This is a genomic window from Martinezella multihospitum, assembly GCF_900094585.1.
GTDB classification, from domain to species: Bacteria; Pseudomonadota; Alphaproteobacteria; order Rhizobiales; family Rhizobiaceae; genus Rhizobium; species Rhizobium multihospitium.
In genome coordinates, this window is record NZ_FMAG01000003.1 from 685,543 (window position 1) to 704,787 (window position 19,245).

23 protein-coding genes are annotated in these 19,245 nt (G+C 61.4%); 11 read left to right on the forward strand and 12 right to left on the reverse strand.

What is annotated here, in order from left to right; all coding sequences use genetic code 11:
* Positions 1-78: 78 nt before the first annotated feature.
* Positions 79-1,128 carry an alpha/beta fold hydrolase gene (locus GA0061103_RS14965; RefSeq protein WP_092712364.1) on the forward strand — a complete coding sequence of 350 codons (1,050 nt, stop codon included), beginning with the start codon at positions 79-81 and terminating at the stop codon, positions 1,126-1,128.
* Here GA0061103_RS14965 and GA0061103_RS14970 read toward each other — a convergent pair.
* On the reverse strand, positions 1,107-2,048 hold the full coding sequence (locus GA0061103_RS14970) for a LysR substrate-binding domain-containing protein (RefSeq protein WP_092712365.1): 942 nt from the start codon (positions 2,046-2,048) through the stop codon (positions 1,107-1,109). The genes GA0061103_RS14965 and GA0061103_RS14970 overlap by 22 nt on opposite strands.
* 111 nt (positions 2,049-2,159) lie before the next feature.
* Here GA0061103_RS14970 and GA0061103_RS14975 point away from each other — a divergent pair, with 111 nt between their 5' ends.
* From GA0061103_RS14975 to GA0061103_RS14990, 4 genes are all read left to right on the forward strand, one after another.
* A complete protein-coding gene (locus GA0061103_RS14975; protein ID WP_092712367.1) occupies positions 2,160-2,552 on the forward strand; it encodes a tautomerase family protein in 393 nt (130 codons plus the stop codon).
* Positions 2,553-2,557: 5 nt separating this feature from the next.
* The gene (locus GA0061103_RS14980; RefSeq protein WP_092712369.1) at positions 2,558-2,953 is read left to right on the forward strand and encodes a cupin domain-containing protein; all 396 of its coding nucleotides are present in this window, start codon (positions 2,558-2,560) and stop codon (positions 2,951-2,953) included.
* A gap of 3 nt (positions 2,954-2,956) precedes the next feature.
* On the forward strand, positions 2,957-3,529 hold the full coding sequence (locus GA0061103_RS14985) for a DUF4865 family protein (RefSeq protein WP_092712371.1): 573 nt from the start codon (positions 2,957-2,959) through the stop codon (positions 3,527-3,529).
* An 88-nt stretch (positions 3,530-3,617) separates the two neighbouring features.
* Entirely contained in the window at positions 3,618-4,589 is a 972-nt protein-coding gene (locus GA0061103_RS14990) for a threonine ammonia-lyase (protein ID WP_092712372.1), read from the forward strand.
* 105 nt (positions 4,590-4,694) lie between these two features.
* Here GA0061103_RS14990 and GA0061103_RS14995 read toward each other — a convergent pair whose 3' ends face one another.
* The 4 genes from GA0061103_RS14995 to GA0061103_RS15010 form a co-directional block, all read right to left on the reverse strand.
* Complete coding sequence (locus tag GA0061103_RS14995) at positions 4,695-5,330, reverse strand: LysE family translocator (RefSeq protein ID WP_092712374.1); 636 nt, start codon at positions 5,328-5,330, stop codon at positions 4,695-4,697.
* A 334-nt stretch (positions 5,331-5,664) separates the two neighbouring features.
* The gene (locus GA0061103_RS15000) at positions 5,665-6,546 is read right to left on the reverse strand and encodes an NAD(P)-dependent oxidoreductase (protein ID WP_092712376.1); all 882 of its coding nucleotides are present in this window, start codon (positions 6,544-6,546) and stop codon (positions 5,665-5,667) included.
* A 130-nt stretch (positions 6,547-6,676) separates the two neighbouring features.
* On the reverse strand, positions 6,677-8,116 hold the full coding sequence (pyk, locus tag GA0061103_RS15005; RefSeq protein WP_092712378.1) for a pyruvate kinase: 1,440 nt from the start codon (positions 8,114-8,116) through the stop codon (positions 6,677-6,679).
* The gene (locus GA0061103_RS15010; RefSeq protein WP_069613236.1) at positions 8,116-8,604 is read right to left on the reverse strand and encodes a DUF1036 domain-containing protein; all 489 of its coding nucleotides are present in this window, start codon (positions 8,602-8,604) and stop codon (positions 8,116-8,118) included. Before GA0061103_RS15010 ends, pyk begins: the two co-directional genes overlap by 1 nt.
* 204 nt (positions 8,605-8,808) lie before the next feature.
* Between GA0061103_RS15010 and GA0061103_RS15015 the strand changes: the two genes are divergently transcribed.
* The 3 genes from GA0061103_RS15015 (at position 8,809) to GA0061103_RS15025 (ending at position 10,361) form a co-directional block, all read left to right on the forward strand.
* Entirely contained in the window at positions 8,809-9,603 is a 795-nt protein-coding gene (locus GA0061103_RS15015; RefSeq protein WP_092712380.1) for an N-formylglutamate amidohydrolase, read from the forward strand.
* Between the two features lie 28 nt (positions 9,604-9,631).
* Positions 9,632-9,937 (forward strand): DUF1244 domain-containing protein, encoded by a 306-nt coding sequence (locus GA0061103_RS15020; protein WP_092712381.1) that lies wholly within the window; start codon positions 9,632-9,634, stop codon positions 9,935-9,937.
* A gap of 172 nt (positions 9,938-10,109) precedes the next feature.
* The gene (locus GA0061103_RS15025; protein ID WP_015341059.1) at positions 10,110-10,361 is read left to right on the forward strand and encodes a DUF2312 domain-containing protein; all 252 of its coding nucleotides are present in this window, start codon (positions 10,110-10,112) and stop codon (positions 10,359-10,361) included.
* A 79-nt stretch (positions 10,362-10,440) separates the two neighbouring features.
* Here GA0061103_RS15025 and GA0061103_RS15030 read toward each other — a convergent pair whose 3' ends face one another.
* From GA0061103_RS15030 to GA0061103_RS15045, 4 genes are all read right to left on the reverse strand, one after another.
* The gene (locus GA0061103_RS15030) at positions 10,441-11,493 is read right to left on the reverse strand and encodes an NAD(P)H-dependent flavin oxidoreductase (protein ID WP_092712383.1); all 1,053 of its coding nucleotides are present in this window, start codon (positions 11,491-11,493) and stop codon (positions 10,441-10,443) included.
* A gap of 63 nt (positions 11,494-11,556) precedes the next feature.
* Entirely contained in the window at positions 11,557-12,486 is a 930-nt protein-coding gene (locus GA0061103_RS15035) for an NAD(P)-dependent oxidoreductase (RefSeq protein WP_092712384.1), read from the reverse strand.
* Positions 12,487-12,686: 200 nt separating this feature from the next.
* The gene (locus tag GA0061103_RS15040) at positions 12,687-13,784 is read right to left on the reverse strand and encodes a branched-chain amino acid aminotransferase (protein WP_092712386.1); all 1,098 of its coding nucleotides are present in this window, start codon (positions 13,782-13,784) and stop codon (positions 12,687-12,689) included.
* 191 nt (positions 13,785-13,975) lie between these two features.
* Positions 13,976-15,232, reverse strand: coding sequence for a flavin monoamine oxidase family protein (locus GA0061103_RS15045; protein WP_092712388.1), 1,257 nt, complete (start codon positions 15,230-15,232; stop codon positions 13,976-13,978).
* Positions 15,233-15,486: 254 nt separating this feature from the next.
* Between GA0061103_RS15045 and GA0061103_RS15050 the strand changes: the two genes are divergently transcribed.
* The 3 genes from GA0061103_RS15050 (at position 15,487) to copC (ending at position 16,785) form a co-directional block, all read left to right on the forward strand.
* Entirely contained in the window at positions 15,487-15,855 is a 369-nt protein-coding gene (locus GA0061103_RS15050; RefSeq protein WP_092712824.1) for a hypothetical protein, read from the forward strand.
* Positions 15,856-16,115: 260 nt separating this feature from the next.
* On the forward strand, positions 16,116-16,379 hold the full coding sequence (locus tag GA0061103_RS15055; RefSeq protein WP_092712390.1) for a hypothetical protein: 264 nt from the start codon (positions 16,116-16,118) through the stop codon (positions 16,377-16,379).
* Between the two features lie 37 nt (positions 16,380-16,416).
* Positions 16,417-16,785 (forward strand): copper homeostasis periplasmic binding protein CopC, encoded by a 369-nt coding sequence (gene copC / locus GA0061103_RS15060; protein ID WP_092712392.1) that lies wholly within the window; start codon positions 16,417-16,419, stop codon positions 16,783-16,785.
* An 18-nt stretch (positions 16,786-16,803) separates the two neighbouring features.
* Here the strand turns inward: copC and GA0061103_RS15065 are convergent, their stop codons facing one another.
* From GA0061103_RS15065 to GA0061103_RS15075, 3 genes are all read right to left on the reverse strand, one after another.
* Positions 16,804-17,505, reverse strand: coding sequence for a polysaccharide deacetylase family protein (locus GA0061103_RS15065; RefSeq protein WP_092712394.1), 702 nt, complete (start codon positions 17,503-17,505; stop codon positions 16,804-16,806).
* Between the two features lie 11 nt (positions 17,506-17,516).
* Positions 17,517-18,359 (reverse strand): glycosyltransferase family 25 protein, encoded by an 843-nt coding sequence (locus GA0061103_RS15070; protein WP_092712396.1) that lies wholly within the window; start codon positions 18,357-18,359, stop codon positions 17,517-17,519.
* Between the two features lie 124 nt (positions 18,360-18,483).
* Positions 18,484-19,101 carry a hypothetical protein gene (locus GA0061103_RS15075; protein ID WP_092712397.1) on the reverse strand — a complete coding sequence of 206 codons (618 nt, stop codon included), beginning with the start codon at positions 19,099-19,101 and terminating at the stop codon, positions 18,484-18,486.
* Positions 19,102-19,245 lie beyond the last annotated feature (144 nt).

The window sequence follows — 19,245 nt, forward strand, 5'->3', positions numbered from 1 at the left end:
CGGAAATCGCATTCGAAGGGATGAAAAGCCGCAATATCGCGCTAGATTAGCGTCTTAAGATATTTAATCCGTGCCGCAATGATCGATTCTCTGTTCGCCGTCATCATTCTCCTTGTCGTTCTCGCCGCAGGTTTTTCCGCCTACAAGACTCGTGCCATCGAACAGGCCTATCCCAATGTTGGCGAGCTTACCGACATCGGCGGCTATCGCCTCAACGCTGTGCATCTGCCGCGCCCCACGACCGCGGACCTGCCTGCGCTGGTTTTCATCCATGGTGCCAGCGGCAATCTGCGCGATCAGCTCGCAGCCTTTGCAGCACCTTTAAGCGGCCGCGCCGAAATGCTGTTCGTCGATCGTCCCGGTCACGGTTATTCCGAACGCGGGACCGCCGAAAACGCCCTTCCCTCCGGCCAGGCCGATGCCATCGCCCAACTGATGGACAAGCGCGGCATCAAGAGCGCCATCATCATCGGCCACTCCTTCGGCGGCGCGATTGCGGCAGCCTTCGGCATGCGCCATCCCGAAAGAACCGAGGGCTTGCTTTTCCTTGCTCCGGCAACTCACCCCTGGCCCGGCGGCGTCGACTGGTACTATACGCTTGCCGCCATGCCGGTTTTCGGCTGGCTCTTCACCCAGCTCTTCGTCATCCCGCTCGGCCTGCGCCGGGTCGAGACCGGTACGCTCAGCATCTTCCGCCCGAATGCGCGGCCGGCCGACTATATAATGAAGACGGCACCGGAGCTGGTGCTGCGGCCGCAGACCTTCCGCAACAACGCGATCGACGTGGTCAATCTCTTTGCCTATGTCTCGGCGCATGCGCCCCGCTACAGCGAGATCAAGGCACCCACGATCATCATCACCGGCGACAGCGACGAGGTCGTGCTGGAGGAGCTGCACTCACGCGGGCTTGCGCGGGATATTGCAGACGCCGAGCTCGTCACCATCCGCAATCTCGGCCACAAGCCGGATTATGTAACGACGGATGTGGCGATCGCCGCCATGGAGCAGCTGGCGGGACAGCCCCGGGATCTGCAAATGCTTGCCGCACAGGCGGAAATCCGCATCAGCAACCTCGGCAGCGAAGTTTCCAGGCGGCAGCCTTCCTCTCAGGCCATGACGACATCGTGACCAGGCACATCCTCGAATATGTGGCTCTGCGGCACGGTCTCGATGGTCTGCCGCACCGCCTGCAGCATGATCGATGCCAGCCGCTCCGTCGCCGGGCTCCCCTCCGCTTCGGCACGGTGCAGTACGAGATCGAGCGTCGGTAAAGCCGGCAGACCGGCCTCACCCGGCGTCAATTGCCGCACCTTTGGCGGCAGGCCGAGCGGCGTGCGCAATGTCAGACCGAGACCCGCCGCCGTCGCAGCCCAAAGCCCGCCGAGGCTCGGGCTGACGAAGGATATCCGCCAGCCGATGCCGGCGCGATCGAGCGTCTTCGTGGCGATGTTGCGCAGCAGACATGGCGCCTCGAGCGAAGCCAAAGGCATGGCCTCGCCGCCATCGGCATGCCAATGCACCGCGCCATTGCCCGGACCGACCCAGCAGAGCGGCACCTCGGCGATGCGGTCCATATGCGCTGTGCGAAAGCCATCGCTCCAGGCAAGCGCCAGGTCGAGCTTGCCTGACGTCACCCGCTCGACCAATTCGACATTGCGCACGACGCGCGCCTCGATACGCACCTTCGGATGCGCGCGGGCGAAACGCCCCAACACGTCCGGCAGCAGCGTCTCTCCGAAATCCTCCTGCAGACCGAGCCGAACCCAACCTTCCAGCTCTGTCCCATGCAGCGCCGTGGCTGCTTCGTCATTCAGATCCAGCAGTCGTCGCGCATAGCCGAGCATCGTCTCGCCGGCCTCCGTCAGCGCCAGTCCCCGTCCTGCCTTGCGGAAGATCGGCGTGCCCGCCTGCTCTTCCAGTTTCTTCAGCTGAGCGCTGATCGCCGAGGTCGAACGCCCCAGCCGGTCGGCCGCCCTGGCATAGCTGCCGAGATCCATGCCGGTGACGAAACTGCGCAGCACATCAAGATCGAAGATAATCTTCCGCATGGATAACCATCCATATTTTGGGGACTATAAATCCTGAATTATCTGATTTTCAGGATGATTATCCGCTGGCATTCTAAAGCAGTCAAGTGACACGGAAACAGGAGCAATCCCATGCCATTCACCCGCATCACACTTCTGCGCGGCAAGTCGCCGGAATATCTCAAGGCACTGTCGGACAATTTCCACCGCGCACTGGTCGAGGCATTCGAAGTACCGCCGACAGATCGCTTTCAGTCCATTCACCAGCTGGAGCCGCATGAACTGATCTTCGATCGCACCTATTTCGCCAGCACCCCACGCTCGGACGATTATGTCTTTTTCGACGTCACGACGGGCAAGCCACGTAGCACCGAGGTCAAGCAGGCCTTCTATCGCCGCGTCGCCGAGCTTCTTGCCGACGCGCCCGGCGTCCGTCCCGAGGACATCATGATCACCATTACCACTGCAACGCGCGAGGATTGGTCCTTCTCCGACGGTCGCGCGCAGATGATCGAACAGGTCTGAGAGCAATGCCTCAAACCACATCGACCCAATCGCCCGCCATTCATCGCGCCGGCACGGATATGCGGTTATCGCCCGAGGGCATCGCGACTGCGTCCTTCAGCGTGGAATCGCTGGTGGAGAGCGATGTAGATGGCGGCCTGACCGCGATGCGTTGTGCCCTCGAGCCCGGCGTCATGACGCGCTGGCATACGCATCCGCACGGACAGATCCTCTATGTTCTATCCGGCGTCGGACTTGCCGAACGCTTCGGCGGCCCGGCCGAAGAGCTGCACGCCGGCGACTGCATCACTTTCGCACCGAACGAGCGCCATCGGCACGGTGCGGCGCCGGAGAATGCCTTCTCCTATATCAGCATCCAGGCGGCGCAAAATGGAAGCGCTGTAACCTGGCTGGAGGAATGACCGATGATCGCCATGCAATATAGCTTTCCCCTCCCCGCGGATTACGACATGGCGATCATCGATCGCCGTATCCGTGAAAAAGGTCCGCTGCTCGACAATCTCCCGGGGCTGAAATTCAAGGCTTATCTTACGGCAAGAAAGGGCGATGCCGTCACAGGGAGCCGGCAGAATTTCTATTCCCCCTTCTACGTCTGGCAGCAGGAGGAGGGCCTGAGCGACTTCGTCTGTGGCCCCGGTTTCCTCGCCCTGACCGAGAATTTCGGTCGCCCTGAGGTCAACACCTGGATCGCCTGGTACGCCGAGACATCTGCGGATATTCGCCACGCCAAATTCGCGACACGCGAAGTGGTCGCAATCGACGCCGAAACATCGCTTGCCGAACTCCGCGCGAAGGAGGCCGAGGCAGCAGCGCAGGCCATATCGAACGGTGAAGCGCTCGCCTCGGTCGCCGCCTTCGAGCCGACCCACTGGACGCAGGTGCGCTTCCGCCTCCTGACTGAGCCGCCGAAAGATCCGACCCGGCCAGGTATCCAGACCTACGATGTCGGGCATCTTTCGCTGCCTGGCATCGCCTGAAGTGTCACGGAGACAATCTCTTTGTTTTAAAGAGAAGCGGGGCGCTTTATGGATGGAAAGCCTTTCTAAATCAGAAGAGTGATCCTCCATGGTCGATATCGCAATGATCGAAGCCGCCCGCACTCGCCTCGGCGGCCGGGCGCGGCGCACACCGCTTCTCTCTTCGCCCTTTCTCGATGAGATCGCCGGGCGCCGCCTGTTCGTGAAGGCGGAGTGCCTGCAGCACTCCGGCTCCTTCAAGTTTCGCGGCGGCTGGTCGGCGGTTTCGGCACTGGAACCGGACGTCCGCGCCAGGGGCGTGATTGCCTTCTCCTCCGGCAATCACGCGCAAGGCGTGGCGCTCGCCGCAAAGCTGCACGGCGTCCCCTCCGTCATCATCATGCCGACGGATGCTCCGAAGTTGAAGATCGCCAACACCCGCGCCTTCGGCGCCGAGGTCGTGCTCTATGACCGCATCAAGGAAGATCGCGATGAGATCGGCGCACGCATTTCGAAGGAGCGTGGCCTGACGCTTATCAAGCCCTTCGATGAACCGCAGGTGATCGCCGGCCAGGGCACGACCGGACTGGAAATCGCCGAGCAGGCGGCTGAGGAAGGCATTGCGGCCGCGAGCGTGCTCGTCCCCTGCGGCGGCGGCGGCCTGACCTCCGGCATCGCGCTGGCCCTGGAATCCCGCGCACCGGGCCTCAAGGCCCGCCCGTGCGAGCCGGAAAATTTCGACGATACCACCCGTTCGCTGGCCTCGGGCAAGATCGAGCGCAATGCCACGCTGCAGGGCTCCATCTGTGACGCCATCATCACGCCGCAGCCCGGCAACATCACCTTTCCGATCCTGAAGCGCCTCTGCGGCCCCGGCCTCGTCGTGACCGATGAGGAAGCGCAGAAGGCCATGGCTCTCGCCTTCACTCGCTTGAAGATCGTCGTGGAACCGGGCGGCGCCGTCGCACTCGCCGCCGCACTCTTCCATGGCAAGGACATCGACGGCGACACGGTGATCGCCGTTACGTCAGGCGGCAATGTCGACCAGGATGTTTTCGAGGCGGCGCTAAGCCGGCACTAAATCCCAAAGCGGTTCAGCTTTTCACGGAAACTCTGAACCGCTTTATCTCTTTGTTTTCTAGCAATTTCGGACGGAAAACCGCTACGCATTTTTCCTGGAATTGCTCTAGTTGACGGCGCGGCGATAGAGCGCCAGCGATCCGGCAAGAGCCAATAGCGCGCCGCCACAGGCGCGCTCGAGCCATTTCGCCCCTTCCGACTTCAGCACACGCACGGCCTGCGAGCCGAAGACGGCATAGCCGAACATGATCATGAAATCGAGCGCGGCGAAGATCGTGCCGAGCACGATATACTGCTGCATTTGTGGTGCCGAGGGATCGATGAACTGCGGCAGGAAGGCCGAGAAGAAGAGATAGCCCTTGGGGTTGGTGACCGCGACCATGAAGCTCTTCAGCCCAATGGAGAAAGCGGTTCCCTTCGATTGGCTCGCGCTCGCCTGCAAGGCGCCGTCTATGCTTCCCTTTGAGCGCAGCATCATGATGCCGAGAAAGGCGAGATAGGCGGCACCCACCCATTTCAGGGCCGAAAACCAGAATTCGGAGGCAGCCAACAGAGCGCCAAGACCGATGGCGACGGCGCTGATCAGCACCGCATCGGAAAGAATGGCACCGATCATGCCCGGCAAGGCGCGCCTGACGCCGAAACGCGAGCCATTGGTCAGCGCCAGAAGCACAGTCGGCCCCGGCGTCGCGATACCGATGAAGGAAACAGCGGCGAAGGCAAGCAGCGTGGTCAGATGCATGATGTCCCTCCTCTGGAAGGGAGGAAGGTTGCATGTGGGAAGGTGGTTAGCAAGAGGGCTTGAGAGAGGCTTTCGGTATGCCGAACCTCTGATACCCCCTCTGTCCCTGTCGGGACATCTCCCCCACACGGGGGGAGATTGGTAACCCGTGGCACCGGCACACCTCAAACAAAGATCGAATCTGCAGAAACTACAGCCTGTCGGTTCGAAAGGAGCGACAGCAAACTCCCAACGATCTCCCCCCTTGTGGGGGAGATGTCACGAAGTGACAGAGGGGGGTGTACACCCTCCACGAATTCAATCGCCGACGATGGCACCACCCCAAGCCCGACAATCACTCCACCAAACCCGCATCCTTCGCCGCCAGCGCCCCGACAGCCGACCAGTCCAGCTCCTCGCCACCATGCGCAAGCAGGGTCAGGAACCGATCACGGGGCAGGCTCGCCAACGGCAACGGCACGTTCAGCGCCTCGCCGGCGGCCAGTGCCAGCCGGATATCCTTCTGTCCAAGCGGCGCGGTGAAGCCGGCCGGCTTGAACTTGCGGTCGGCGATCAGCCCGCCATAGGTCTTGTAGACGGGCGCATTGAACAGCGTCGAGGTCAACAGATCGAGATAGGCATGCCGGTCGACGCCGCCCTTCTCGACCAGCGCCATGGCTTCGCCCAGCGACTCGATGACCGAGGCGATCAGGAAATTGCCGCTGAGCTTGACGAGATTGGCCGACTTCGGCTCCTCGCCGAGGACAAAGGTGCGCTGGCCGATGGCCTCGAACAGCGGCGTGACCGTTTGGATAGCGTCCGGCGCGCCCGCTGCTGCGACGAAAAGCTTCGCCGCGGTCGCAGCTTCCGGACGGCCGAAGACGGGGGCCGCAACGAAGCGCTGGCCCTTGGCGGCATGGTCCTTGGTCAAGCGTTCCGACATGGCGACGCTGATGGTGCTTGCGGAAATATGAACTGCACCCTTGCCGAGACTTGCCAGAACACCACCATCGCCATGGACGACAGCCGACAGCGCATCGTCGTGGGCAAGCATGGTGAAGACGGCCTCGCCATCGCAAGCCTCCGCCACTGTTCCTGCGACCTTGGCGCCCTCGCCGGCCAGAGCCTCGGCCTTGTCACGCGAGCGATTGTAGACGGTCACCTCATGCCCGGCCCTGACGAGATTGACGGCCATGGCGCTGCCCATCTGGCCCAATCCGATAAATCCGACTTTCATTGGCATATCTCCTTCTCGATCCGCCTGCTTGGGGGTGATCGCAGGCGCTTCGGCTTCAAGAAAAAACCCGCCGTCTTTCGACAGCGGGTTTCGGATGTTTCAGGGTGCTGCCGCAATCAGGTGTCGGCAATCACACGCCGGACTGGCCGTCCGAACCGATATAGGCAATGCGCAGCATGTTGGTGGCGCCCGGCGTGCCGAGCGGAACGCCTGCCGAAATGATGATGCGGTCGCCCGGCTTGCCGAAACCTTCTTCGGCAACGATGCGGCAGGCATTGTTGACCATGTCGTCGAGGTCGGTCGCATCGTGCGTGACCACACAGTGCATGCCCCAGACGACGGACAGGCGGCGCGCCGTCTGGATGATCGGCGACAGGGCCAGGATCGGAACCTGCGGACGCTCGCGCGAAGCTCGCAGGCCGGTCGTGCCAGACGAGGTGTAGCAGACGATGGCGGCGAGCTTCAGCGTCTCGGCAATCTGGCGAGCGGCGAGCGAGATCGCATCGGCGCCGGTTGCTTCAGGCAGAGCGCGCTGGGCGTAGATGATACCCGGATAATGCGGCTCGCGCTCGATGGTGCCGGCGATCGAGGCCATCATCGAAACGGCTTCGACCGGATAGTCACCCGATGCGGATTCGGCCGAAAGCATGACGGCATCAGCACCTTCAAAGACGGCGGTTGCGACGTCGGAAACTTCGGCGCGGGTCGGGACCGGTGCGGAGATCATCGATTCCAGCATCTGCGTGGCGACGACCACCGGCTTGCCGGAACGGCGGCAGGCGCGGATCAGCTGCTTCTGGATGCCCGGAACGGCCTCCAGCGGCATTTCAACGCCTAGGTCGCCGCGGGCCACCATCAGCGCGTCGGAAAGCTCGATGATTTCCTCGATGCGCTCGACGGCCTGCGGCTTCTCGATCTTCGACATCAGGCCGACGCGGCCGTGCGAGATCTTGCGGACTTCCGTCAGGTCTTCCGGACGCTGGATGAAGGAGAGCGCAACCCAGTCGACTTCGTTGGTGGCGAGAACGGCATCGAGGTCGACACGGTCCTTGTCGGTCAGCGCACCGACGCCGAGCAGCGTATCGGGCAGGCTGACGCCCTTGCGGTCGGAAATCTTCGTGCCGGAAATGACGGTTGTGACGATACTCTTGCCATCGCACTTTTCAGCGCGCAGGGCCAGCTTGCCATCATCGATCAGCAGGCGATGGCCAGGCTGAACCGATTCCAGGATCTCCGGATGCGGCAGGTAAACGCGCGTGTTGTCGCCGGGGATATCCTGATTGTCGAGCGTGAAAGTCTGGCCAGGCTTCAAATCGACCTTGGTTTCAGCAAACTTGCCGACACGCAGCTTGGGACCCTGCAAGTCGGCGAGAATGCCGATCGGACGACCACAGCGAGCTTCGACGGCGCGAATACGCTGGATCAGCGTGCGCATCACGTCATGGCTGGCATGGCTCATGTTGATGCGGAACAGGTCCGCCCCGGCCTCATGAAGCTTCTGGATCATCTCCTCCGAAGAGGAAGCCGGACCGAGCGTTGCGAGGATTTTGACTTTTCGGTTTCGTCTCATCAATTCTGGCTTTCTTGGCTGCCCGAGGGCTCGGAAAGCTGAACCATCCAGCTCGCCTGGCGCCCGGTGTCGTATTCCTTGAATCCCATCTTCTGGTAGCCACGAGCGTAGCAATCCTTGACACCTGGGATTTTGAATTCATTTTCCGCCACGCACATTTCGACGTCGCCCGTCCAGCGGCCGCCGCGAGCCGCATCTTCTGCGTAGAGGTAATAATAGCGGGATTGAAGCGGCCCCTCGATCAAAGTCGCGCAGGTATTGGCCGGAATCTGCCACCAGCCCTCCGTCACCCAGCCGTCCTTCGCCCGATAGCCGATCGCCACGCCGACGAGGTTCTGCGTGCCGTTGCACGTTCGGAAATCGGCATGGGCCGCATTCGGCATGAAGAAGAACGGCGCTGCCGCAGCGAGGATGAGGAAGGCGATTCGGGCGAGCGGACCTGACCGCTTAACGAAACGTGGCGCGACTTGGCTGGACACGGCTTCCAATTGGCTCCCGGTTATTCGTTGTTGCGTCTTCTTGCGCCGCCATCCCATGAATGTCAACGCAACTCTAATCGATTATATTTTCTTCACGGGATGGTGACGGCACCATGCGCCGCTCCTCATCCGATCGAAGTTGCGAACCTTGCACCTTCCATCCGCACATGCAATCAAACAAAGAGTTGAAAATTTCAATAATCGACAATCCGCATGACCGATTTCAGACCGTTTGAATTCATACCCGGCAATCGTGACAAAGGCATGGTCATCCTCGGCGACCATGCCATGCGGCATCTGCCCGCACGCTACGGCCGCCTCGGCCTGCCGGAAACCGCCTTTTCCCGCCACATCGCCTATGACATCGGCATCGAGGGCCTGTGCCGCCATCTCTGCACTCGGCTCGATGTGCCGGGCGTGCTTGGCGGCTTTTCCCGGCTGCTGATCGATCCGAACCGCGGCGAAGACGATCCGACGCTCATCATGAAGATCTCGGATGGCGCGATCATCCCAGGCAATCATCCGATCACCGATGACGAATGGAACTACCGCATCGAGGCCTTCCACCGGCCCTATCATCAGGCGGTCGACGAGACGATTTCCGCAGTGGCGGAAGCGACCGGCAAGGCGCCCCTGGTTCTGTCGCTGCATTCCTTCACGCCGGCCTGGAAAGGCGTGCCGCGCCCCTGGCATGCGAGCGTGCTCTGGGACAGCGACGAGCGCGCCGTCGTGCCGCTCCTTGCAAAGCTTGGCGCCGATACCGATCTCGTTATCGGAGATAACGAGCCTTACGACGGCGCCCTGCGCAACGACACCATGTTCCGCCATTGCATGACGAAGGGCATTGCGCATGCGCTGCTGGAGGTCCGCCAGGATCTGATCGGTGACGAGACCGGCATTCTCGAATGGGCCGATCGCCTGGCACCGATCTTCGCAGAGATCAACGCCGATCCGGCCCTGCATGAATACAAACGCTATCCTTCGCGCACCGGTCCTTACGAGGCATGACGCGGCAAGCGAACTCGGGAGAATAGAGATGACCACACTCACCAAGGAACAGGAAACCGAGCTTGAGGCCGCCGCTTTCCGCCGCCTCGTTTCGCATTTGCGCGAGCGCAGCGACGTTCAGAACATCGACCTGATGAACCTCGCCGGCTTCTGCCGCAACTGCCTTTCCAACTGGTATCGCGAAGCGGCCGAAGAGGCCGGGCTGCCCGTCAGCAAGGATGAGTCGCGCGAGGTGATCTACGGCATGCCCTACGAGGATTGGAAGAACCTGCACCAGAAGGAAGCCTCTCCTGTGCAAAAAGCGGCTTTCGAGCAGAACAAGCCGAAAGATTAACGCTCCCTTCACCAATTCGGCTTGACCTTGCGCGCCATTCGCGGCACGTCAACTGCCCGATCGAATTCGAAATACCGCGCAAGCCACGAAGCGATGTGCCGTATCGGTGACCGGCCGATCTCATCCGCGACGGGCTGCAAGCGACCCCTTTGAGACCCTTTAGGAGAATTGCATGGAAGAGAACAGCGTCGAGAACGTGGCGGCGGCGGAACTGCGTCAATTCATCGAGCGCATCGAGCGCCTCGAAGAAGAAAAGGCCGCGATTGGCTCCGACATCAAGGACGTCATGGGCGAGGCCAAGGGCCGCGGCTACGACACCAAGGCAATCCGCACCATCATCCGCCTTCGCAAGAAGGACGCGAATGAGCGTCTGGAAGAAGAATCCATCCTGCAGACCTACATGGCCGCACTCGGCATGGAATAATCAAGGCTTTCGACAGCCTTGCGAGATGATCGGGAGCCGGCATGCCGGCTCCTTTCTTTTTATCTGTACGAAGAAACTGTTATTCAGGAAAAAGGCGAGCGATCAGATCGGCTGCGCCACCCTGCCAGAGTTCGCCCTTGCCGGTTCCCGACCATAGCGACAGGAAATCCGATGATCCCTTCGCCGTCGAGGCGCCGCGCATGTCACGCGTGAACTTGTTTTGCGCTGGAAAGGGAAGGATGGCGTCGGACCTTCCATCCATCTCGTTCATGAAGCGGTTCTCGATCCCCCGCGCGAAACGGCCCGAAAAGGCACGCGTCGTCCGCGTCCTGCGCTCCGGCGATCCGAGAAGCTTCTTGCGATAGGGCGCCGAGGTTCCGGCTTCCGCGCAGGCCAGAAAGGCCGTGCCGATCTGCACGGCCTGTGCACCCGCCTGCAGCGCCGCGCGGATATCCGCAGCCGTCATGATGCCGCCGGCTGCGATCAGCGGCACGCGAATGGTGCCGACGCATTGCGCAAGCAGGTCGCGAAGGCCGATTTCCGGATCGGCGGCCTGGGCGCCGAAAATTCCGCGATGACCGCCGGCCTCGAAGCCCTGCAGCGTGATCGCATCGACGCCGCTCTCTTCCAGCGCCCTCGACTCCTCGAGCGTTGTCGCCGTGCCGATCAGCGGAAGGCCGGCCTTTTTCGCTTCGCGGACATGATCGGCGGAAAGCAGACCGAAGACGAAGCTGAAACAGGCCGGCTTGATACGCAAAACAGTTTCAAATTGCCCGTCGAAATCCTCTTCATAGGGAGGAGCCAGCTGTGGCGCAGGCAGCTCCAACTCCTGACGATATCGCGCAGTCGCCTCCACCGCGCGGCGGACCCGATCGGCCGCAACCTCCGGAATCGAATGCGGGATGAAGAGATTGATCGAAAACGGCTTGTCGGTCCGCTCGCGCACTTGCGCCGCAAAGGCTTCGATGGCCGCACCATTGGAATAGGCGCCGCCCATGGCGCCAAGTGCGCCGGCGGCCGAAGCTGCGGCCGTGAGCTCCACCGACGAGGGACCACCGGCCATGGGCGCGACGATCAAGGGATGCTTCAAGCCAAGCTTTTGAAAAAGATTGCTGTCCTTAAGGGCAGACATGTCCGTTTTCCTTTCAGGAATGTCTGTTGAAACCTCAGCTCAACATAGGCATCAGGTCGCGCTTTACGAGGAGCGACCAAGCGCCGCGGTGCGGGCCTCGATGGCCTTGACCACCGACATCATATCGAGCCGGCCATTGCCGAGTTCAACACTCTCGCCATAGAGAATGCGGCAGAGATCGAGGACCGGCGATGCCATGCCGGCGGCGCGTGCCGCCTCGGCAATCAGTTTCGTACTGTTGAAGGCATCGGCCGTTGCCGCCTGCACTGAAAAATCCTGCGCGATAAGCTTCGGTATTTTCACGCGCGTCAGATCGCTGGCCATGGGGCCGGAATCGATGGCAGCCTGGAACGTCTTGAGATCGAGCCCGTTGCTTTCGGCAAAATGCGCGGCCTCGGCCAGCCCCGCCAACATCGTGCAGAGGTAGAGATTGACGGTCAGCTTCATCAGGAGCGCATTGCCGACCGCGCCGCACAGGATCGTTTCGCGGCACATCGGCGCCAGCAGCGGCCGCACCTCGGCAACCGCCTCGGCATCGCCACCGAGGAGCGCGACGAGCTGCGCCGTCTCGGCAGGTTTTCGAGAGCCCGAAACCGGCGCCTCGACATAGCGCCCGCCGGCCGCGAGAATATCCGCGGCAAGCCCGCGCGAATAGTCGGGCGGATTGGAGCCCATCGACACGACAATATGACCTGAGACCAGCTTGATGAAATCTGGCGTCCCGCGCCGCAGCACCTCGTCCAGTACCGTTTCATTGACCAGCATGAGGATGACGATGCGGGTGCGCGCGAACACCTCCTCGACGCTTGCAGCGACAGCCGCACCGGCCTCGCGCAACGGATCGGCGGCGGCGGACGAGCGATTCCAGACCACGAGCTTCGTACCGGCCTTTGCCAGATTGAGGGCCATCGGCTGGCCCATGACGCCGAGACCGACAAAGCCGATCGCCTCGCCCGGCTCGGCGCCGGGACGTTCGCTGACGTTGGTCATCATAACAACTCCGATGGTTCGGGTGACTATGCGATCTCCGGTGCAATTCCAGGAAAAGTGCGTAGCGATTTTCCGTCCGGATTTGCGTGAAGCAAGGAGATGGAGCGGTTCAGAGATTCCGCGAAAAGCTGAACCGCTCTTTATGTCAGAGCCGGCGGGAGAGCTCACATGCATTTCCCGCCGGATATCGGTCGATGGTCCGCTTAGAACAGGCGGTCCAGCCACTCGTTCTTGTCCGGCGCGCGGCCGAACTGAATATCGGTCAGCGCGGCCTTCAGACGCTGTGTCGTAGCGCCGGCATTGCCGTCGCCGATGGTGAATGAGTGTTTACGGCCCTTCACCTTGCCGATCGGTGTCACAACAGCCGCCGTGCCGCAGGCAAAGGATTCGCGCAGACGTCCGCTTTCGGCGTCGGCGTGCCACTGCTCGATCGAATAGGGCTCTTCGCGCACCGTCAGGCCCATGTCGCGCCCGAGCTTGATGAGGGAGTCGCGGGTAATGCCCGGCAGGATCGTTCCGGTCAGCGGCGGCGTCTGCAGGGAGCCATCGTCAAAGACGAAGAAGACGTTCATGCCGCCAAGCTCCTCGATCCAGCGCTTTTCAACGGCATCGAGGAAGACCACCTGATCGCAGCCCTCACGCTGGCCTTCAGCCAATGCGGCAAGGCTAGCGGCATAGTTGCCGCCGCACTTGGCAGCACCCGTGCCCCCAGGAGCAGCGCGGGTGAAATTCTCGGAAACCCAGAGCGTGACGGCCGATCCGCCGCCCTTGAAGAAGGAAGCGACCGGAGAAGCGACGACGCAATAGAGGTAATCGGACGACGGCTTCGTGCCGAGCGCGACTTCCGTACCGATCAGGAACGGCCGGAGATAAAGCGATGAACCCTCGGCGGTCGGGATCCAGTCACGCTCGATCTTGACCAGCTCGCGGACGGACTCGACAAACAGCTCTTCCGGCAGACGTGGCATCGCCAGCCGTTCGGCCGAATTCTGGAAACGGCGCGCATTGGCGCTCGGACGGAAGAGCGCCGCCCCACCGTCGGGCAGGTGATAGGCCTTCATGCCTTCGAAGATTTCCTGCGCATAATGGAGCACCACGGTCGCCGGATCGAGAGGCAACGCCTTGCGCGCCTCGATCTTGGCGCTATGCCAGCCGCGATCCTGCGAATAGCGGATCGTCACCATATGATCGGTGAAGATGCGACCGAAACCCGGATTCTGCATCAGCGCTTCGCGTTCGCTGGCGGTTGCCGGATTCGGATTTTTCTCGATGGCGAAGGTTAATTTGTCGCCGCTGCTCATGGCTCCTCCAATGCTTCATTTGTCGCGGCTTTCGCCGCCCATCTCCCTGGGGATGGTTTAAATCAAATCAGGTGGTATTTGATTGCGTTTACGCCTGTTCCCACGCAAGTTTAAGAGTGATTTTTATAAATTTATGAGGCAAATCGCCATTTCCCGGCCAAAGCCGGCTTAGCCCCTCAATCGGGCATCTATCACAGCACTTTTGCAACAGCCTCCGCAGCCGCAACACCCGTCTCATAGGCGCCATGCGCGGTCGAGTAGCGCGCCCTCGAACAGGCCTCTCCCGCGAAGAAGAGACGATCATCGCGCGGAGCCGCCAAGACCCCACGAAGGTCCGATGCGCCCGGCGTCGCGTAGGAATATGAACCGCCGACGAAGGGCTCGCTGGCCCAGGCGGACATGACGAAGGGCGATAGTTTTGTGCCGACATCGGAGCCGAAGACCCGCTTCAACTGCTCCACCGAAAAGGCGAACGCGGCGTCCATGCCCTGACGCTCCAGATCAAGCGCGAGATCGGCGGCGAAATAGGCTTCGATCACGGGAAGGCCGAAGGGCTTGAGCTGATAGCCGCCTGTCCGGCGGCTGCCCGGCGCCCCCATGACATGCGTGTCGTCCGGAAACATCTCCGGCTCGGCAGTGCGAATGAACAGCTTGTTCGCAAGGCCGAGCGGCAGGCGCGCAGCCGCCTCAATCTTTTCCGGCAACGGCGGCCAGAAGGTGATGCGCCCGGCACTGAGCACATGGGTCGACACAGCAACGATAACGGCCTTGGCTCGCAATTCACCCTTGCCGGTCGAAAGCACGACATGATCGGCGCCGCTGTGGTCGATGCGGTTGACCTCGGCGCCCAGGACGGTCGGCACCGCCAGGCCGTAGGTCTCAACAAGCGTTCCATAGCCCTGCCGCACGCGCCAGTCCGGACCCGGGCCGGGATCGTAGCGACCAAGATCGATTATGGAGGACTTGTCGAGTTCGCCCCCGGTCATAAAGGTGCCGATGGCATAAATCCGCTCTTTCCATGGATCGTCCGGAGAGACCAACACCGACAGATCGGCATCTTCATCGCCTTCATACTCATAGACCCGTCCGAAAAAATCGTTGATGGCGGCAGCCGCAGCCTTTGCATCGGGATCGTCCTGCTCCAGCCGATGGCCGCCATCGCTCCAGGGCGCGGGCGTGCGATCGACGGTCAGACCCACTTCCTCGGCAATGCCCGTCCAGGCGTTGGTGCGCGCGCCATGCAGCCAGCCGCAGCCGAGATCGAGCGCGGCGGCACCGAACGGATGGATCGAGCGGGCGCGGCCACCGACGCGATCGGACGCTTCGAGCAAGACGATCGAAAGATCCGGCCGAAGCAGTTGCAGCTGCCGGGCAGCGCTCACTCCTGCCGCTCCGGCACCAATCACCGCAACGTCGACCTCGCCGCCTCTCCAGGATTCGATGGGCATTCCAATTCCTCTTCGCGCAAGCGCTGGAGAATAATCCAGCCGCGCGACTTGGTGATATGAGGCTCGCCAATCCGCCGACGCGAACCCCTGCGACCATCTGTAGCCGACCTCGGCGCGGCCTGTAAACGGGCCTGGCGACAGGGATACCAAATTGCCGCATTGAGCTGAAACGGCGAATGTCGTACGTGCTTCATCCAGGCAGATAATGAGGAAAGATCGTGCAGAAGCGGATCTTCGCAACAACGCAAGAACTGATGCGCATTCTATGCGCCGTCGCGTTGATGTCGGTCGGTTTCGCGCATCATCCAGCCGTGGCCAGCGCCGCCGAACCACGTCCCCTGGAGCTTGCCCAGTATCGCTTGCCGGATGGAAGCCTGCCCATCATCTGCACCACCGAAACGGCGCCCGACGGCAAGCAGCACGGCAAGGCCCACATGCTGGGCTGCGAGGCCTGCCGGATTTCCGCCGCAGCGCTCCTGCCCTATCCACCGGCCGAAGTGTGCGACCATCTCGCGTCTGTGCGGCAAGGTCCGGTCACACTCCAAACCGCGATATTCCGCCGCCAGCTCCATCCGCCGAATTGCGGACCACGCGCCCCGCCGGCGTTCCAAACGCCTGCCTGAGCCTGCGCTGCGACCGATGCCGCAGTCGCCTGGCCGGCAGCCTTCGTGCCGACGGAGGATCATCCTCCGCGCCACGCCGGCAAGCATCTTGCCATGAAATGCCTCGCAGGCAGCATTTGCCACGAGGCGCAGAACTCTCCCAAGGAAACTGATGATGATCCGATTGATATGCCATCGCGCAGCCTTCGGCCCCCACCCTGCCGAGACGACCGACGTCGACACCCTTGCTCCGATCCAGACACATAGCCTTGGAGGCGACCATGCCGACACAGCTCAATAAGACGGCGGCCGGGCGCCGCGCCTCTTTCAAGTCCCGTCCGCAAACGCCGATGTTCACCAAGGAGTGGTCCATTCCGGCAATCCTCACCGTCTTCCTGCTCGGCGTCTGCGGTCTGATCGCTTATTTCACCTGGACCCTCATGCCGCCGGCGGCAACGGCACAGAACCATGTCGGCGGACCTTACACACTCAGCGACGGCAATGGTCATCCGACTGCCGACCTCGCGCCGAAAAAGCACCCATGACTGCAGCCGCAGCCGACAAAGCAGAAAGGGAGACAAAATGCCTCGGATGAAGATGCTGCTTCTTGCCACGGCCACGGTGACTATCGCTCTCGCGGGCCAGGCCCTTGCGCATGCCCACCTGAAAATCTCCGCGCCTGCCGCAGATAGCACCGTCAGGCAGGCACCTTCGGTGCTCGATCTCAGCTTCACCGAAAGCCTCAATCTGAAATTCAGCGGTGCTACAATCACCGGGCCGGACAAGAAGACGATCAAGACCGGCAGCGCCGCGCTGACGGACGGCGGTAAAACGCTGACAATACCCGTCAGCGACAGGTTCGTGCCCGGCAAATACACCGTCAAATGGAGCGTGCTTTCCACCGATGGTCACAAGACCAACGGCAGCTACAGCTTTACGGTCGCGCCCTGATCACAGGGGGCCGGCCGGCTATCCGACGACGCACTTCTTGACGAAATGCAGCCAGCTGTCGTTGCGCCGGATGGTCGCGCGCGGCAGACCGAACGGATCGTCGCCCGGCCGTGCCCGACCGCGGCGTGTCGTCGTTGCGGCGCTGTAACCGGCTTCATAGGCAAGCACGCGATCGAGCGGCGTTTCGTCGCCATAGGGAAAGCAGAAGGACGAAACGCCCTCATCGAGCAAATCTTCGAGCAGTTCGCGCGAATGCGTGATCTGACGGCGCGCCTCTTCCATGGGCAATTGCGGCAGGCGAACGTGATCCAGCGTATGCGATCCCACCTCATGCCCCAGACTGTGCCAATGCTTCAGCTGCTCGACCGACATGCAAGACGCCTGCGCCACACCAAGGGGGGCATCCCAGATATTGCTGCCGCCGATCTGGTTCGCCACAACGAAATTCGTGGCGGTGAAGCCGAACTCCTGCAACACGGGCAAGGCGTTCTCATAGACATTAGCGTAGCTGTCATCGAAGGTGATGGCAGCGACTTTACCGGTCTTCCCGCCCCGGATGTAAGGCATTGCCTCACGCAGCGATATACCCTGAATTCCAAGCTTTTTCAGCCATTCCATCTGACGGCGGAAGGCTTCGGGATGGACGACCATGCTTCTGAACGCCGCCTTGCGCGACGGCGGCACAGCAATCTGATGATATGCGAGGATAGGAACGGGCACGATGGATCGTCTCAGATGATGCGGCGCGAGCGAAGAGCGATCTTCGCACGATAAAGTGGTCGCAACACCTCTCTCGAAAGCCTCTCCATGAGCGTCTTGTGGCTCTTGATGGTGCTGCCGCCGAGCTGCGGGGAAATTTCGCGCACGCCGCCAGGCAGGACCGCCAATGGTGAAACGTGGGTAAACCAGCTCATCTGCACGGTGGTATCGACAGGCCGATCGAATACGGAGGTCGCCTCCAGCAGGCGGATAGCGGCATCGCGGCTGACGAGCTGGGCCACCATGCCGAGACCGATCCGTGTCGGCTGAATGACATCAGTCTCTCCCTGAGAAAGAATACGTCTGCCATGCTCCTTGCCCATGCGAAACGGGAAGCGAATAAAAGAGCCTGGCTTCAGGCAGGCCTTGGCGGCGGCAAAAGCCGCATGGAATGCATCGTCGATCTCGACATCATCCTCGAAGATGAGACCTGCATCGACATTCTGCTCGACGATCGCAGCCCAGGCCTTGCGATGCGACAGAAAGCAGGCGATCTCGCCGGTGCTCATGGCAAACGGATAATATGGCTTCTGCAGCCGAGGACGATAGACGCTGTCGATCTCGGCGGCACTCAGAGTGCGGCCATCGACTGCCTCGATGATCTCGCTTTGCACCGGAAGCTTTGCAGCAAGCCTTTCGACCTGCGGCATGCGATCACGGGCGCGATCCAGATGGATGATGAAGCCACGAATGACGGGTTGGCCGGGCGTGTCCAGAACAACGCCGGCCGGATTGGACGCAGGAGCGAACTCGAATCCCGTATGAGATCTTTCGAGCGGCATCGCCGAAGACGGGTTGAATTCGTGGGCTTGCATGAATGGGTACCTCGAGATCATATTTCGCGAGGCTCTAGCAATCCTGAATGAAAGCGAGCTTAGGCAAACCTGAGGCGAAACTGAAAATGGTTGTTTTCAACTGCTCTGAACAACTGAAGGAAGGCTAGACGAGCATGCTGATGCGGCCGCTCGCCATCTTGTCTTCAACCCAGCGGCGTTCATCCAGCCAGGCATGACGTTTCCACCCTTCCCAGCTGAAACCGCACAGCTTCACCTCCCACTCGTCGGCGGGCAATCGTGACAGCACGTATCGGATGCCGAAGAAGCCGGTGCTCGGGAAGAGCTGGTGCATCCGGCACTGGGTCACGCCGAGTTCCTCACAGCCCTCGGTGTAGAACTGCGGCGGCATGATGCGGACTTCCTTGCCGGCAGCACCGACCAATTCGATGGTCCGCATCGTCCAATCGCTTCTTCTGCCTTTCAGGCGTGAGAATAGATTGGGCTTGGGGTGATACTTGCGGATGATATCGGGATGATAGGCAAGCACGACCTCTTTGGCTGCCGTGAACGTCGCACTGGTCAGGAAGGTCGGGTCCGTCAATCGGCGCTGCATGGGCTTGCTGGAAGCTGCAAGCATGAGAATATCGGTGCGTGAACCGCTCATGCCGATCGAGGCCTTCGGCTCGTTGAAACGCATCGCAAATTCTGCATTGTCCACGACCTCCGAGAGGTCACGCTGCAGCTTGCCATTGCCAATGATGATTGCCGTCTTAAGGGTCAAATATGAATATCCATCAGGTCTGAAATCGCCGACCTAACGGAGCCAAATGAAGCCAAACTGAATGGCGGATCAGGGAAGGATGCATAAATCCTGACACGAATCTGAAAGCCGTCGCAATGTCACTTGCAAGCAACAGCAGTGCCT

Coding starts and splice junctions, on each gene's coding strand:
- GA0061103_RS14965 (WP_092712364.1), top strand. CDS start 79: ATGATCGATTCTCTGTTCGCCGTCATCATTCTCCTTGTCGTTCTCGCC.
- GA0061103_RS14970 (WP_092712365.1), bottom strand. CDS start 2,048: ATGCGGAAGATTATCTTCGATCTTGATGTGCTGCGCAGTTTCGTCACC.
- GA0061103_RS14975 (WP_092712367.1), top strand. CDS start 2,160: ATGCCATTCACCCGCATCACACTTCTGCGCGGCAAGTCGCCGGAATAT.
- GA0061103_RS14980 (WP_092712369.1), top strand. CDS start 2,558: ATGCCTCAAACCACATCGACCCAATCGCCCGCCATTCATCGCGCCGGC.
- GA0061103_RS14985 (WP_092712371.1), top strand. CDS start 2,957: ATGATCGCCATGCAATATAGCTTTCCCCTCCCCGCGGATTACGACATG.
- GA0061103_RS14990 (WP_092712372.1), top strand. CDS start 3,618: ATGGTCGATATCGCAATGATCGAAGCCGCCCGCACTCGCCTCGGCGGC.
- GA0061103_RS14995 (WP_092712374.1), bottom strand. CDS start 5,330: ATGCATCTGACCACGCTGCTTGCCTTCGCCGCTGTTTCCTTCATCGGT.
- GA0061103_RS15000 (WP_092712376.1), bottom strand. CDS start 6,546: ATGAAAGTCGGATTTATCGGATTGGGCCAGATGGGCAGCGCCATGGCC.
- pyk (WP_092712378.1), bottom strand. CDS start 8,116: ATGAGACGAAACCGAAAAGTCAAAATCCTCGCAACGCTCGGTCCGGCT.
- GA0061103_RS15015 (WP_092712380.1), top strand. CDS start 8,809: ATGACCGATTTCAGACCGTTTGAATTCATACCCGGCAATCGTGACAAA.
- GA0061103_RS15020 (WP_092712381.1), top strand. CDS start 9,632: ATGACCACACTCACCAAGGAACAGGAAACCGAGCTTGAGGCCGCCGCT.
- GA0061103_RS15025 (WP_015341059.1), top strand. CDS start 10,110: ATGGAAGAGAACAGCGTCGAGAACGTGGCGGCGGCGGAACTGCGTCAA.
- GA0061103_RS15030 (WP_092712383.1), bottom strand. CDS start 11,493: ATGTCTGCCCTTAAGGACAGCAATCTTTTTCAAAAGCTTGGCTTGAAG.
- GA0061103_RS15035 (WP_092712384.1), bottom strand. CDS start 12,486: ATGATGACCAACGTCAGCGAACGTCCCGGCGCCGAGCCGGGCGAGGCG.
- GA0061103_RS15040 (WP_092712386.1), bottom strand. CDS start 13,784: ATGAGCAGCGGCGACAAATTAACCTTCGCCATCGAGAAAAATCCGAAT.
- GA0061103_RS15045 (WP_092712388.1), bottom strand. CDS start 15,232: ATGCCCATCGAATCCTGGAGAGGCGGCGAGGTCGACGTTGCGGTGATT.
- GA0061103_RS15050 (WP_092712824.1), top strand. CDS start 15,487: ATGCGCATTCTATGCGCCGTCGCGTTGATGTCGGTCGGTTTCGCGCAT.
- GA0061103_RS15055 (WP_092712390.1), top strand. CDS start 16,116: ATGCCGACACAGCTCAATAAGACGGCGGCCGGGCGCCGCGCCTCTTTC.
- copC (WP_092712392.1), top strand. CDS start 16,417: ATGCCTCGGATGAAGATGCTGCTTCTTGCCACGGCCACGGTGACTATC.
- GA0061103_RS15070 (WP_092712396.1), bottom strand. CDS start 18,359: ATGCAAGCCCACGAATTCAACCCGTCTTCGGCGATGCCGCTCGAAAGA.